Source organism: Motilimonas pumila, from assembly GCF_003596335.1.
GTDB classification, from domain to species: Bacteria; Pseudomonadota; Gammaproteobacteria; order Enterobacterales; family CBDFNC01; genus Motilimonas; species Motilimonas pumila.
In genome coordinates, this window is record NZ_QZCH01000007.1 from 33,895 (window position 1) to 48,534 (window position 14,640).

The following is a 14,640-nucleotide window of genomic DNA, read 5'->3' on the forward strand; positions in this document are numbered from 1 at the left end:
AATACAAGTTTAAATACAGATAGGGAAAAGTCTAATGGGATCCTCAAAGCTAACAGCGTTAGTACCTTTGTTTTTTTGTCAGCTTGCTTTTGCAGATGATACTGAGCTGTACGTAACCGATATTGCGAGTCGCAATAATCTAAAACCTCAAGTGATGATCATTTTTGATACTTCAGGCAGCATGAAAACCAATGAGACGGTATCAAAAGCAGCGTTTGACCCCAATGAAGATTATGCAAATGGCAATGCACCGACAAAAATATTCTGGGCAAAAGAAGGAGAGGCTGTTCCTTCCTTATCCAGCACTCAGTACTTCGATGTCGCGGTCAACTTTTGTAATGCATCAATTAACCCACTATCAAAGACGGGCCGTTACACCGGAAATGTCAGAAGGTGGAACAGTGGTAACCAACAATGGATGAAGCTTAACGGAACCCAGGGCCGTCATTTTGAATGTAAGGAAGATGTGCTCAATAACGACAGCGCTAATCCCGGTGATGGATACAATGACTCTGGCTTTCCTGTAAACAATGAATCAGACCCTTTTAGTAAAGAAAGTAATGGTAACGTTTTTACGGGAGATGACGCGGTTGCGCTTTATACCGCTAACTATCTTGCTTGGTACGCGAAAGATAACGAAGAAAATAAAAGCCGCTTGTCGATTGCGCAGGAAACAGTCTCCGACTTGGTAGCGTCGACCCCTTCAGTCAATTTTGGCTTAATGGCGTTTAACTTAAACTACGGTGATACGAGTCAAGATGGCGGTCGAGTCATTACTGCTTTAGGTGATATGGAAGCTGCCGACAGAGCGGAATATTTAGCTCAAATTGCAAGCTTAAAGGCAAAAGGCAATACACCATTATGCGAGAGCCTTTACGAGGCATATCGATATTTTGGCGGTAAAAAAGTCCATTTTGGCGATAACGATACAGTGAGTAAGCCTAAACCGGACGATACGGCGTACGATAGCCAAAATCGTTATGTATCGCCTTTTAAAACTTGTCAAGATAGGGCGTATGTTATTTTAATGACAGACGGTCAGCCGATTGAAGATAGAGCGGCCGACAGTTTAATCTCCTCGTTAACAGGAGAAAGTGCCTCTTCAAGTTATTTACCAACTTTAGCTGGTTGGTTAAATGGTAAAGATATAAATACAGAAAAAGAGGGCGAGCAAAACCTTACCACCTACACGATTGGTTTTGGTGAGAATGCTACTTCTAAAGCTGGCTCATTATTACGCAATACCGCCTTAAAAGGTGGGGGGGCATATTTTGCAGCATCAGACTCAAAAGATCTGCAACAAGCTTTTCAACAAACCATTATCGAAATATTAAATCAAACCTCAAGCTTTAACGCGCCTGCTGTATCTGCGAGTAAGCTGGATAAAACACAACATAATAATTCAATCTATTACTCTATGTTCACGCCAAGTAAAAAAGCGGTGTGGAATGGCAATCTAAAGAAACTGAGCATTAATGACCAAGGTATCCTCGTCGATAGAAATCAGCAACCGGCGATTGACTCCAATGGCCATATCAGTGCTAAAGCTTCTACTTTCTGGAATGGTAAAGAAGATGGCGCTCAGGTTATGTCCGGAGGGGTGGCGCAAGCACTAGCCAATGCCAAGAGTAGAAAAGTACTGAGTAACTTAGGCGCAAACGGGGCATTAGTAGAGCTGAATATCGATAACCTGTTAACTCATTTTGAATTGACTAAAAAGACAGAGCTAGCCAGCGAACTGGGATTAACGATTGAAGAACTGCCTAAGGCGGTCTCATGGTTACAAGGCTATGATGTCGATGATTATGATGAAGACAACGATCGTAAGGAGTTTCGAAATAATATCTTCTCCGATCCATTACACTCAAAACCTTTACCCATAAATTTGTCCGATAGCACGGACTCAGATACCCATATTATGGTGGGCACAAACTCTGGTTTCTTGCACTTTTTTACTGATACGGGAGATGATGTATCTGAACAGTGGGCGTTCATTCCTGCAAGTAAAATAAAGTCAGCGGTGAATTTAAAACGGCAAAAAGACAGCAGTCAGCACCATTACGGTATTGATGGCTCGCCAGTGGTAATGAAGTTGTTTGGAAAAACAGGTAACTTACGTAAAGCGATTGCGCTAGTTGGCATGCGCCGAGGTGGCGACGCCTACTTTGCATTTGATATCACTCGTGCAAACTTGCCTAAGCTATTGTGGCAAATAAATGCCAAATCGAATGGCTTTTCTGAACTAGGTCAAACTTGGTCACAGCCTGTGGCCAGCCAGATTTTACATAATAGTACGGGAGAAGACGAAGCGAAATCCGTGTTTATTTTTGGCGCGGGCTACGACGATAAGCTTGATACTTGTAAGCGTTCTGAAAGCGAAAATTGTGCGACTGACAAAGGTCGAGCTATTTACATTGTCGAAGCCGAAACGGGCGATAAAGTTGCTGAGTTTGGGGTAACAAGTTGCCAGAGTACGTCTTGTATCAAGCATGGTATAGCCGCACCAGTCACGCTCTTAGACAGTAATGAAGATGGCTTCACAGATAGGATATATGCCGTAGACACAGGCGCATCAGTTTGGCGTGTAGATCTCCCAAGCCCTAAAAAACAAGATTGGAGCATGATTCAACTTGCTGATTTAGCGGAAAATGCGAAAGCGGATGATCGTCGCTTCTTTAACCCTCCGACTGTGGTGCGTACATATCACCAAAATGTCGTAAAAGCTGGCACCACCTATGATATTACAGATGTGCCTTTTGATGGAGTTTTAGTCGGAAGCGGAAATAGAGCGGCGCCGGCGACGGACAAAACAACGTCTGACCAATTTGTAATGTTGCAAGATAGGTTCATTTTACCTACTCAGTTTGGTTCTGATGGTGTTCAGCCTCCTGAGGTTTTGACCTTAAATGACTTATATAACATCACCAATGACCCTGTCGGTAACTTTAAAGGCGGTAATATCTTAGATGTAAAAGCTCAATTAAGTGATAAACGAGGTTGGAAATACAACCTTCTAGCAGCGGGTGAAAAGTCATTAGGCGGTGCTCTAGTCATTGACGGTACGGTTTACTTTACATCTTTTACACCTAGCATCGATGACAGTAAAGAATGTGGTATCAATGAGTTAGGAACAGGAAAGATGTATGCAGTTAATATCTATGATGGTACGGATACCCACTCATGGCGAAGCCGTGAGATTGGCAGTCATGTACCAGATACCTTAGTCGTGCATTCTGGAACCAACGAAGCTGGAGATTCAACTTTACGTATCTTAGGTGCAGGTAAAGGGGAAGCCATTACCATTGAAGATGTCGCAACTGGAGATCAAAAAACGGTGAACTCAGGGACTCAAACCACCAATGGCTCTATGGCGCCGAGTCGTATTTATAGCTTTTTTGAGGAAATGTAAGTGAAAAAGCATACCGGATTTACATTAATTGAAGTAATGATAGTGGTCGCAATCATGGGGATACTTGCTGCTATTGCTTTTCCCTCGTATCAACAGTTTATGCTAACCAGTAAACGCGTTGAAGGGGCCAAAGCATTGGTTGAAATTGCCAACCTTCAAGAGCAATACTACTTAGACTATAACCGCTTTACGGGCTCATTGTCTGACCTTAATTACCCTGAAGAAACAGAAACTAAAAGGTATAAAATATCACTTTCAAGCGTGGATGAAGAAATGGATTTCATTGCGACTGTCACCGCTCAAAACCAGCAAACCTCAGACAGTCAATGCTTAAGCTTTACGATTGACCAGGATTTAACAAAAGGAGGTAACAATGAATGTTGGCAAAATTAGTTGTTTTTTAGGAATGCTGATTTTCGGCACCTCTATGCAAGTGGTAGCTGAAGGTGGTCTTTGGGCTAAATGTGCAATAGAGACTGCAACAGGCTCCAAACAGGTCGCACAATTTAAAGTGTCTGATACTGAAATTAATGAGGCCTTATTAGATAGAAAAGGCCGGGAGCTGAGCCAAAGTGGCTTTGTATATGCCGAAGACGGCAAAACAAAGCTAAAGATTAGTACTGTATTTCAGTGTGTTACTTTAGAGGGGGACTTTACTCAGGTTGCAGCTCTTGAAATTGAGCAAGCTTACCCTGAGTAATACCGCCCCTGTATTGCCCTGACAGCTTTTGCCCTATACCAGCGGCTGTCAGGTGCATATTTTCCGAATTTTTGAGTGGTTGTAACCAAACATTGCATTCGAGTTGGTCAGCTCCTGTGGCTAAACCCCCAAGTAGGCCTATTCACTTTCGCGTGAAGGTATATCTCAGAATACAATCGTGATTCATTATTTTTGAGCTCGCTATTGTGAACTTGAAAATAGCTTTTGTATAAAACCCTGCGCGCATTTTTAGTGCCGTTAAAAATGGGAGGATTACTTACTGGAATATAAGGAAAGTCGGCTTTATCGCTAACTTTGATTCTGAGCCTGCATCAAGGGGAGGCTAAATTCTACAACAAAATGGTCTAAGGACCTTTTTATCCACCTTTTTTGTCCAACACTTACATCGGTTTATGATAAGAGACCGATCTGATTTTACAGACTAAAATTCAACGTGGTATTACTAGGTTTATATTGCTGTTTCGTGTCATGAGCAATGAGCTCTTATGTTACTTTAGCTTTAGGGTAAACAACGCTCGAGTGGTGGCTTAAATACCTATCCTTTTGGCAAAGGTTTGTTTAAGAAAGCTCACCTATCGCTTAATGACCATGCAATCCTGTCGCTAGGACGCAAGGTTATTCAGCAAAAGAATATAAGCTTGAATATTTACAATACCTTAGTTGCCTAATGTGCTAAACAAACAGTTTTAACTGCAGCTTACTTGGTTCTGTGTGATAGAGGCTTTCCCGGATGCTTGTATGTTAATAGTGCTGCCGCTTTTGTCGGCGCAATATGTGATGGCTAATGAGCCAGGTAAATTGCTTGTTAACCCATCAGGTTGGTATTGTACCGAGTATAATTGTGAGCTGAATTGAATATCGTCTTTTGTTGAAAATGGCTCTGAACGCTTGAGCAACATATCATCAGGATCCAATTGTTCATTTTTATTAAAATCAATGAATACGTCCACTCCATTAATCCAGTTATCTTGGCATTGCTTACTCGCATTAAGGCTACAAATTGTTACATTTTGGTTATTGCTAACGGCTTGGTTCCTAGCAAAAGTGATGTCTTTAAGAAGACTATTCGCTGAGTCGTATGAACGAGAGTTACTGGACAAACTTCCTAAACCTGCAGCGGTCATTGCCATCAAGACAGACGCGATAAGTAAAACAATAGTTAACTCAATTAAAGAAAAACCTTGGATTGCCTTTGAATAAAAACGCATTGCTGTCTCACTACTATTTGGTATTTACTGGATTAATATTATAAACCACTGTATCAACCAATAAAGTAGGCTAGATCACTTTGTTAAATTACTTTTATTTGATTTCAGTCTAAAGGCGGCTTCTAGCACAAAGTATGCTACTCCAGCCATTGCGCCGATGACATGAGAAGATGTCATGACATTTGCTTCAATGAGTTGCGCTATCCATATACTTTCAAAAGCGTGTTCGTAGATGAGTTTGACAATGAGCCCACAGAGGAGTAACTGCCCAAATTTTACTTTCTTATGTATGTCTTGCAATGCGCCATAAGCAAATAATGCGTGTAAGCTTCCTGACAAGCCAACATACCAATTTACGGTAGGCTCAAAAATATACAAACCCACTGTGACACACAAAGAAGAGATAAGAAGCAACAAGATTAACTTGCGACTAGTAAAGTGAAATAATTGCTGCAGTAAAATCAAGCCGGCAAGATTGAATACTAAATGGTAGCCATTGGTATGGCAGATATTAGCTGTGATGAGTCGCCATGGCTGACTCCATAAAACTTCGCGTTGGTATGCCAATAAATCATGTGCCGATTCATCAAATAAATACAAGCAGGTTGCTAGTACAGACAAAGAACAGAGTATAATGGTCGGGTTATGGCTGAACAGCCTCTGGTATAGGTAATTTAGGTAGTACAAGTATGGCTCGTCAATGGTGTGAAAAGTGCAACAAAGCGCAATCTATGTGTATTTGCCACATGATTACTCTAATTGATAACAAATACAAACTGATTATTCTACAACACCCATCAGAAGCGAACAAAGCGATTGGTACTGCACGTATTTTGTCTTTGAGTTTAACGCGTTGTGACCTTTATTGTCAGGAACAACTGCCTGTTTCACTGCTCGAAAATCGCCCAAGCTTTTTATTATACCCAGCCGCAGGCGAAGAAGTGCCTGTTAAGATTGCCAACTATCATTTTCCTGCCGATAGCCAATTTATTTTGTTGGATGGCAGCTGGAAAAAAGCGTTTCGTTTATTACAGCTTAACCCCGCTTTACAGGCCTTACCTAAGGTGGCTTTATCACACGTAAAGCCCACTCAATATACCATTCGTAAGTCAAATAAAGACGATGGTGTGTCCAGCGTAGAGGCAGGATTTTACCTAATGAGTGAGCTTGAGCAACAGAGTATAAAATTCCAACCCTTGTTAGACGCTTTTCAAGGCATGGTCAAAAATCAGCTCAGTTGTATGCCATCGTCTGTTCGCCGACAGCATTACGGCTATGATTGAGCCCTACTTATTCGTAGCTTAAAGGATCCGTTTCGCCAAAATGGGCAAAAGCCGCTAGGCGCTCTATACATGAGCCGCACTGACCACATGCCTGTTCTCTGCCGTTATAACATGTCCAGGTATCGCCATAATTAAGCTTCATTTCTATGCCGGCTTGTAAAATTTCAATTTTACTGCTGTGTAAAAAAGGTGTTTCAATGGTCACCTTTTCAAAGTTAGCGATAGCAGCCACTTGATTCATCTGTTCAACAAATTCTGGCCGGCAGTCTGGGTAGATGAGGTGATCGCCTGAGTGTGCGCCATAAAATACTTTTTCGGCTTTAATGGACACCGCATAACCAATTGCCAAAGACAATAAAATCATATTGCGGTTAGGTACAACGGTAGATGCCATGTTGTCGTTATCATAGTCACCAGTGGGTACATCGATATCTGAGGTGAGCGATGAACCGGCAATAATTTCATTTATTGCTGAAATATCAATCACTTTATGGTTAATATTTTGACGTTGGCAAAACGCTTTAGCGACTTCTACTTCTTTTACATGGCGCTGGCCGTAATTAAACGTCAAGGCAAATACTTGATAACCTTGCTGTATCGCTTGGTTAAGCACAGTGAAAGAATCCATGCCGCCGGAATAGATAACTACTACTTTTTTATTCATAAGCCTTGAGTTTCAATTATTATTCACATATAAACCACGATTTTACGCAAAACAGGCATACAAACCAATGGCTCAGCAGTATCGAATCAATGAAATGTTTCAAACTATCCAAGGGGAAGGTGTATATACTGGCGTGCCTGCAGTATTTATTCGCTTACAAGGGTGTGATGTCGGCTGCCCGTGGTGCGATACCCAACATACTTGGCATATAGCCGATCAAGATAAAACCGACTTGATCATTATTACTGATAAAAGTAACGAGTCGTCTCGCTGGGCACAAGTAGACAGTTGCGGCATCATCAAAGAAATGCAGCGTTTAGGTTACGTGGCCAAACATGTTGTGATAACCGGCGGTGAGCCGTGCATGTATGATTTGCGAGAATTGACGTTGGCCTTGCATCAGCAAGGGTATAGTACGCAAATTGAAACCAGTGGCACTTATAAAGTACAAGTGGCTGACGCCAGCTTTGTAACGGTATCACCTAAGGTGAACATGAAAGGCGGCTTGAGCGTGCGAAAAGACGCGCTCTTACGAGCAAATGAAATCAAGCACCCCGTTGGTACAGCCAAGGACATTGACGCTCTGGATGCGTTAATACAACCCTTACACAAACAATTACAGGCGCAAATTTGTTTACAACCCATCAGCCAAAAGCCCCGAGCTACGCAACTGGCCACGCAAGTATGTATTGAGCGTAATTGGCGATTGTCTATTCAAACGCACAAATACATAGGAATTGATTAATGGACCAAGCGACAACGCAAGCTATGTTGGCAGCGATGATGGCAACAATGCCTTATGGTAAATATCGTGGGCTGCCCTTGATTGATTTACCTGAACCATATGTGGTGTGGGTCTCTCAGCAAGGGTTTCCTGCAGGCTTGTTGGGGCAACAACTAGCCCTAGTTTATGAAATAAAACTCAATGGCCTTGAAACCATGCTTCGGCCTATGCTGGCCCAAATGACAAAGTAAACATTTTTCATGCTTCTGTCATGAGACTTCTTTATAATATAACGCCATAAATCAAACACCTCGATAAAATTAACACTACAGGGAGCGTAAATGACCATATTAGTGACAGGTGGTGCCGGGTATATCGGTAGTCATACTCTTGTTGAACTATTAAATGAAAATCATGACGTTGTTGTGATAGATAATTTGTGTAACGCCAGTTTAGCATCCCTTGAAAAAGTGGAAAAACTAACAGGTAAAAAGGTGCCATTTTACCAAGTAGATATTCGTGATGCTGAAGGCTTAGCGACAGTTTTTTCTAAGCATCAGTTTAATAGTGTGATTCATTTTGCCGGCTTAAAGGCCGTTGGCGAGTCCAATGAAATGCCGCTGCATTACTACGATAATAATATTTCTGGTACGGTTAATTTATGCCAAGTCATGGCGAAATACCAAGTAAAAAATATTGTATTTAGTTCGTCAGCAACCGTTTATGGTGACCCAGCTAGCGTGCCAATCAAAGAAGATTTTCCGACGTCTGCAACGAATCCATACGGTCGTAGCAAGCTTTTCATTGAAGAAATCTTAGGTGATTTATACAAAAGCGATAACAGTTGGAATGTCATTAACTTAAGGTATTTCAACCCCGTTGGCGCCCATGAAAGTGGCATTATGGGTGAAGATCCCAATGGCATCCCAAACAATTTAATGCCATATGTTGCGCAAGTTGCAGTGGGCAAATTGCAGCAGCTGAGCGTTTTTGGTGATGATTACGACACTGCCGACGGCACGGGTGTTCGCGATTACATTCACGTGGTGGATTTAGCAAAAGGCCACGTTAAAGCGGTTGAGAAACTGACTCAAAAGCCAGGTTTAGCAACATATAACCTTGGTACCGGTCAAGGTTATTCAGTTCTTGAAATGGTGGCTGCATTTGAAAAAGCATCAGGCAAGACTGTTGCTTATAAAATTGCACCACGAAGAGCGGGTGATATCGCGCAGTGTTTCGCTGACCCAGCATTTGCCAAGCAAGAGCTGGGTTGGCAAGCAGAGAAAAATATCGAAGATATGACCAAAGATGGTTGGCGTTGGCAGTCAGAAAACCCGAACGGTTATAAATAAGCAATAATTAGAATGCCGATAAAAAAAGGTCTGCATTTGCAGACCTTTTTTATTGGTATAACTGCATTACGAAGTTAGATTAAAAAATCTTCTAAAGATTTACCTTCATCAAGGGCTTTTTGAATTGGGCTTGGTTTGCGACCTTGACCTGTCCAAGTTTTCTCATTGCCATCTTCGTCAATGAACTTGTATTTTGCAGGACGTGGTTGACGTTTTTTAGTTTCCATACCACCGCTAAGGTTTAGAAGCTCACTTGGGTCAATACCATCGGCTTTAAGCATTTCTTTATATTCTTCAAGCTTACGGATTTTTTCCGCATTTGCTTCACGCTCAGCTTCATGTTCTGCGCGACGATCGCCAACAATTTTGTTGAACTTTTCTGCAACTTCTTCCAATTGTTCAATAGAAAGTTCTTTTGTAGCAGCTTTTAAACTGCGGGCATTTAGAAACGTTTTTAAAAAATCGCTCATTATTATTTTTACCATTAGTTAAGAGAGAGAAAGAAGTAATATAGACTTATTTGAGCCTTATTTCCAGTATCTTAAAGTACTAACTTTAGTTGAAAGTATTTATTCTACAAGGTTATTTGGTTTTATATTTTTTTGACCTTAAATTGTTTAAAGTTATAAAAATTTTAGCAAAGTCGCAAAAGTCCTTAATTGTACCTATGCTATAAAATTGCTATATTGCCATACTTAATAGTAGAGGTGCGCATTTTATTAGTATATTTGGTTAGGTTGACGCCGGTAAGCCAAATGGAAAGGAAACTGTGCCGAAGCGATGTAAGGCCGTCATGCCAACTCGCTGGTGATGCACTTAATAAGTGTATTACTGTCATAGTTTTCACTATGGGGAGCTACCGCACACTTTTGTTGCTTGCTTCTCATTCAAGTAATGAAAGAGGACCAATGGAACTCACCAGTTATTCTCAATCGATTTTATCGTTATTACCTCCTGTCGTAGCGGTACTATTAGCCATCATTACCCGTAAGGTTTTACTGTCATTGGGAATTGGCATTATTCTAGGCGCTTTATTATTAACAAACTTTCAGTTGATCGATACTTTTACTCATATTGGCCAAGTGTCTATCAGCTTATTTTGGGATGATGGTGCATTAAATAGTTGGAATATCGATCTGATAGTGTTTTTGTTAATACTGGGGGTCATGACGAGCTTATTGACTATTTCGGGCGCCACCAGTGCCTTCGCCAATTGGGCGAGTACAAAAATAACGAGCCAGCGTGGCTCAAAAATACTCACAGTGGTATTAGGTATCATCATTTTTATCGACGATTACTTTAATAGTTTAGCGGTGGGGAGTATTTGTCGACCAATTACCGATAAATATAAAGTTTCTCGTGCCAAGCTAGCCTATTTATTGGACTCAACTGCTGCGCCTATGTGTGTGTTGATGCCTATTTCAAGCTGGGGAGCCTATATTATTGGCATTATAGGAACCATTTTTGCAACGCACAAACTCACAGAATACACGGCGTTAGAAGCGTTTGTTACTATGATCCCGATGAACTTGTATGCCGTGTTTGCGCTGTTTCTAGTGGTGTTAACCGCTTATTTTAAGTTAGACATAGGCGCGATGAAATCGCGCGAACAAAAAGCCACCCTAGGCGAACTCTATAACGCACAAATGGGCGTACCCGCAGGTGAAATTGAAGCCGTTGCCAGTTCTGATAAAGCCAACGTTTACGATTTGATTTTGCCTATCATGGCGCTGATTATTGGTACTGTTTTCTTTATTATTTACACGGGCATAAATGCAACCGAGGGCCAAGTGACGGCTATCAGTATTTTTGCTAATACCGATGCATCCGGCTCATTAGTATACGGTGGTTTAACCGGCTTAGCGGTAACATTGATGATGGCATTAAATAATCGGTTGGCACTGCCTGTGTTAATACAAGGAATTTGGCAGGGCTGTCGCGCCATGTTACCGGCCATTCTCATTTTATTATTTGCTTGGTCCATGGCATCGATGATCAGTTCGATAGAAACCGGTAAATACCTATCGAGTTTAGCTGATGGTAACATAGCTGTGAGCTTGCTACCTCTGTTGTTATTTATACTTGCTGGTTTTATGGCTTTTGCCACGGGTACCAGCTGGGGTACATTTAGCATTATGTTACCCATTGCGGCTGATATGGCGATGGGCAGCAATACCGGTTTATTACTTCCTATGATGGCCAGTGTGCTAGCGGGAGCCGTATTTGGCGATCATTGCTCGCCGATTTCAGATACCACTATTTTGTCGTCAACTGGGGCAGGCTGTCACCATATTGAACACGTCATTACGCAATTACCTTACGCTTTATTGGTCGCACTTATCAGTGCGTGCGGTTATTTAACATTGGGCGTGACAGAATCGCTTTGGGCAGGCTTTATCGCGAGCGGGGTGTTGTTTATTATCGCCAGTGTCAGTTTAATAGTCTTTGTGAAGCGTAAATCTTGAGTAGGGCTATTGCCAGGGCTTTAAAAAAGGCCTGAGTTAACGGGCCTTTTATTGTGACAAGCCGGTCGTTTATTGGCTGGTTGATTCAGTGAAGCTGTTGGCCCAGCTAAGCGCTTCTAAATAACACTTAGACATTTTCTCTGTGGTTAATCCGAGTGCTGCGGCAATCTCGGATATATCCTGCCATTGTCCTTTTTCAAAATAACCAATGGCCGCAATATACTGGGCCAGCGGACCTTGTTGTTGCAACAGCGCAGCTACTATTTCATCATCAATGGGAATATTCTCTAGTAAACTTTCCAAAGGTTGGTCAAGGAGGCTATCAAGCAATGAGAATAATCCTGCAAGAAAAGCGTTAGACGGTAATATATTGGTTTTATGCAGCGCCGCCAGGTTTTCGCAGAACCTGCCACGGGCCACTGACATTAAATAAAGCTCTGAAGGTTTATCTAAGTCAGTTTGTGTGGTAGCAATTAGCGATACAAACTTCTTTAGCTGCTCTTCGCCAAGATACACGGCCGCTTGGCGAAATGAAGTAATGGATTTGGCGTTCGATTTAACCAGTTTATTAACAAACATGAGCAGTTTGTAAGATAAGCTGACATCGCGAGAGAAAATATTATCAATCCGACTAAAGTTGAGTTCAGCTTTGTTTACTTCTGCGAGTAGCTCCATAATATTAATCTGGCTGTGAGATAACTCTTTTTGTTGCAACATTTCTGGTTTGCTAAAAAAGTACCCTTGGTAAAAATCAAAGCCTAACGCTTTGGCTTGTTGAAACTCTTCATGAGTTTCGACTTTTTCTGCCAGGTATTTCATTTTGTGTGGGCGGCAACGATCCATGACTGCTTTAATGCTCGCCATGCTGCTTAATCTTAGGTCAAACTTAATCAGCTTGATGTAGGGGAAAAAGCGCTCCCAAGCATCGTTATATTCAAAATCGTCTAAAGCCAATTTATAACCTCTTTGGGCTAACATTTTGACTTGTGCTAATAATTCATCGCTGGGCTTTATATCTTCTAACAGCTCAATAACCACGTGCTCTTTGGGTAACAATAGCGGCAGGCTCTGCAAAATAGCCGTTTCAGTGAAGTTAATGAAGCACACTTTATCATTGGCTATTTTATTGAGGCCGAGATTTAAAAAGGTGTCTGATACAAGCTTTTTTGTGGCGTATTCTGAATCGATTTGTGGGAACACATTTTCAGCACTGTCACGAAACAATAGCTCGTAAGCAACGAGGTTTTGGTGTTGATTCAAGATAGGCTGACGAGCAACAAATGAATACATAAAAACTGATTATTTACCGATGTTAATGTTGAGTATATTGGAAAAAGCTTAGCTTTGCTTAACGCCATTGAACGTTAGAGGGAAGAGCTCACTTAGACCCTGCGTTCAATCATGATTGTCAGAAGGTTAATATAATATAGGCTGGAAAACACGGATCTTGCTCTGATTTTTTTGATGATTTTCGGTATTTTATGCTGCGGATGTGCGTCTGAATAGTATCCGCAGCATATTTTATATTAAATTGACCAATCAATGCGTTGTGACAGTTTTTGTTCCAGTTTTTCCATCGGCTCATCTTTATGAGCAACCAGCACTAGATTAGCGTGTTTGACGGGGGTAACCATGGCTTGCATATCCCCTTGGGTCAACATAGGTTGCGTGGCCATCTTTGTCGATTTAGGCACCACAAATACGGTTACTTTGTCATGCTCACCTTGCAAAATCATATGAAAAGCGGCTGCGCCACCGAATGAGCAATGATTCACGTAATAAACGTGGCCCAGGGTTTGCTCTACTTGACCACCGTATTTGGCAAGCTTGGCATTGACCGTGTGTAGGTCAGCGGCCTCATCGATATGTTGGGTGAATATCAGCTCATTTTTAACGTGCTCAATAGCCACTTCACCTATGCTCGGATTTTGCTCAAAGTTAATCAGATTAAGACTCAGGCCAATGAAAAAGGCCACGCTCGCGGCTATTGCCAGGTGCCAGCGACTGTGCTTTTGATTGTCTTGGTATTGCTCGAATGTTTGATTGAGTAATATTTTATCTGCTAAACCTTCAGGCACCTCAATGTCTTTAAGGCCTGCTTCTAAGGCGTCATCAAAAGCTTTCATTTCATCTAGAAACTTTTGGTTCTGCTCACTTTCTTGAGCTGAAGCTAAAAATTCCGGAGATTGATTATTGGGATCTGCATAAGCGTTGCGACGAAATTCTAACTCATCCATTACTTTGCCCCTTTATCGTGTTTTGTTGCTCTAGTGCTTCTTTTAGCTGGTTTTTAGCTCTAAACAAGCGTGTCATGACCGTATTTTTGTTAAGTTTCAGCTGCTGAGCAATTTCTTCTCCGCTCAGCCCTCCCACCATTTGCAATAGCAAAGGCTCTTTGTATTCTGGACTCAACTTTTCAATTTGCCGGTGCAGCCATTCACTCTCGATTACCTGTTCACTGCTACTTGATACGTCATCAGCGACCGTATCGGTTTCAATATCAACAATATCAAAACGTTTTCTTTCAAACCTGCGTGCATTTTCGCGCCGTAAGATGGTGATAAGCCATGCTTTGGCGGCTTTTTCATCTTGCAAGCTATCAAGAGCACGCCAAGCACGTAAAAATGTGTCTTGCACGATATCTTCTGCGATGTGCTTGTCGCGGCATAACCAGTATGCGTAGCGATATATATCACCATGATAAGCTTGCACTAAGGCTTCATAGCGTTTTTGTTTATTAGCCATATCTTGTATGACCGGAGGGGGGGCATTTTTCTTTCCAAGAAATTTTTTTATCATGCAGCATCTCCTTTT

15 protein-coding genes and 1 riboswitch are annotated in these 14,640 nt (G+C 41.7%); of the genes, 8 read left to right on the top strand and 7 right to left on the bottom strand.

Translation table 11 applies throughout. From position 1 onward, the window contains the following. Positions 1–34 precede the first annotated feature (34 nt). Genes D1Z90_RS07310 through D1Z90_RS07320 form a run of 3 tightly spaced genes read left to right on the top strand, consistent with a single transcriptional unit; the run spans position 35 to position 4,109 of the window. Positions 35–3,409: a pilus assembly protein gene (locus tag D1Z90_RS07310; protein ID WP_119910100.1), complete on the top strand. Its 3,375-nt coding sequence runs from the start codon at positions 35–37 to the stop codon at positions 3,407–3,409. Then, complete coding sequence (locus D1Z90_RS07315) at positions 3,410–3,802, top strand: type IV pilin protein (RefSeq protein WP_119910101.1); 393 nt, start codon at positions 3,410–3,412, stop codon at positions 3,800–3,802. It abuts the gene before it with no gap. Continuing rightward, positions 3,783–4,109, top strand: coding sequence for a hypothetical protein (locus tag D1Z90_RS07320; protein ID WP_119910102.1), 327 nt, complete (start codon positions 3,783–3,785; stop codon positions 4,107–4,109). Before D1Z90_RS07315 ends, D1Z90_RS07320 begins: the two co-directional genes overlap by 20 nt. 707 nt (positions 4,110–4,816) lie before the next feature. Here the strand turns inward: D1Z90_RS07320 and D1Z90_RS07325 are convergent. Together D1Z90_RS07325 and rrtA are read right to left on the bottom strand one after the other, a co-directional pair. Then, positions 4,817–5,338, bottom strand: coding sequence for a GspH/FimT family pseudopilin (locus D1Z90_RS07325; RefSeq protein WP_119910103.1), 522 nt, complete (start codon positions 5,336–5,338; stop codon positions 4,817–4,819). Positions 5,339–5,413: 75 nt separating this feature from the next. Continuing rightward, positions 5,414–5,938: a rhombosortase gene (rrtA, locus tag D1Z90_RS07330; protein WP_158587074.1), complete on the bottom strand. Its 525-nt coding sequence runs from the start codon at positions 5,936–5,938 to the stop codon at positions 5,414–5,416. A gap of 89 nt (positions 5,939–6,027) precedes the next feature. On the opposite strand from rrtA, the gene D1Z90_RS07335 reads away from it, so the two are divergent. Beyond that, entirely contained in the window at positions 6,028–6,621 is a 594-nt protein-coding gene (locus tag D1Z90_RS07335; RefSeq protein ID WP_119910105.1) for a tRNA-uridine aminocarboxypropyltransferase, read from the top strand. A gap of 7 nt (positions 6,622–6,628) precedes the next feature. Here the strand turns inward: D1Z90_RS07335 and queC are convergent, their stop codons facing one another. Beyond that, entirely contained in the window at positions 6,629–7,285 is a 657-nt protein-coding gene (queC, locus tag D1Z90_RS07340) for a 7-cyano-7-deazaguanine synthase QueC (protein ID WP_119910106.1), read from the bottom strand. Positions 7,286–7,352: 67 nt separating this feature from the next. On the opposite strand from queC, the gene queE reads away from it, so the two are divergent. The 3 genes from queE to galE all read left to right on the top strand — a co-directional run bounded on the left by queE (position 7,353) and on the right by galE (position 9,361). Next, on the top strand, positions 7,353–8,030 hold the full coding sequence (gene queE / locus D1Z90_RS07345) for a 7-carboxy-7-deazaguanine synthase QueE (protein ID WP_119910107.1): 678 nt from the start codon (positions 7,353–7,355) through the stop codon (positions 8,028–8,030). Next, on the top strand, positions 8,030–8,260 hold the full coding sequence (locus D1Z90_RS07350) for a DUF3820 family protein (RefSeq protein WP_119910108.1): 231 nt from the start codon (positions 8,030–8,032) through the stop codon (positions 8,258–8,260). Before queE ends, D1Z90_RS07350 begins: the two co-directional genes overlap by 1 nt. Positions 8,261–8,350: 90 nt before the next feature. Beyond that, positions 8,351–9,361 (top strand): UDP-glucose 4-epimerase GalE, encoded by a 1,011-nt coding sequence (gene galE / locus D1Z90_RS07355; protein WP_119910109.1) that lies wholly within the window; start codon positions 8,351–8,353, stop codon positions 9,359–9,361. 74 nt (positions 9,362–9,435) lie between these two features. On the opposite strand, the gene D1Z90_RS07360 is transcribed toward galE, so the two are convergent. Beyond that, positions 9,436–9,831: an H-NS family histone-like protein gene (locus D1Z90_RS07360; RefSeq protein WP_119910110.1), complete on the bottom strand. Its 396-nt coding sequence runs from the start codon at positions 9,829–9,831 to the stop codon at positions 9,436–9,438. A gap of 224 nt (positions 9,832–10,055) precedes the next feature. After that, positions 10,056–10,228, top strand: a riboswitch (Lysine riboswitch). 41 nt (positions 10,229–10,269) lie between these two features. On the opposite strand from D1Z90_RS07360, the gene D1Z90_RS07365 reads away from it, so the two are divergent. Beyond that, on the top strand, positions 10,270–11,826 hold the full coding sequence (locus D1Z90_RS07365; protein WP_119910111.1) for a Na+/H+ antiporter NhaC family protein: 1,557 nt from the start codon (positions 10,270–10,272) through the stop codon (positions 11,824–11,826). A 69-nt stretch (positions 11,827–11,895) separates the two neighbouring features. On the opposite strand, the gene D1Z90_RS07370 is transcribed toward D1Z90_RS07365, so the two are convergent. The 3 genes from D1Z90_RS07370 to D1Z90_RS07380 form a co-directional block, all read right to left on the bottom strand. Further along, complete coding sequence (locus D1Z90_RS07370; RefSeq protein WP_119910112.1) at positions 11,896–13,116, bottom strand: EAL and HDOD domain-containing protein; 1,221 nt, start codon at positions 13,114–13,116, stop codon at positions 11,896–11,898. 236 nt (positions 13,117–13,352) lie between these two features. After that, positions 13,353–14,063: a DUF3379 family protein gene (locus tag D1Z90_RS07375; RefSeq protein ID WP_119910113.1), complete on the bottom strand. Its 711-nt coding sequence runs from the start codon at positions 14,061–14,063 to the stop codon at positions 13,353–13,355. Continuing rightward, entirely contained in the window at positions 14,056–14,625 is a 570-nt protein-coding gene (locus D1Z90_RS07380; RefSeq protein ID WP_119910114.1) for a sigma-70 family RNA polymerase sigma factor, read from the bottom strand. Before D1Z90_RS07380 ends, D1Z90_RS07375 begins: the two co-directional genes overlap by 8 nt. Positions 14,626–14,640: the final 15 nt, after the last annotated feature.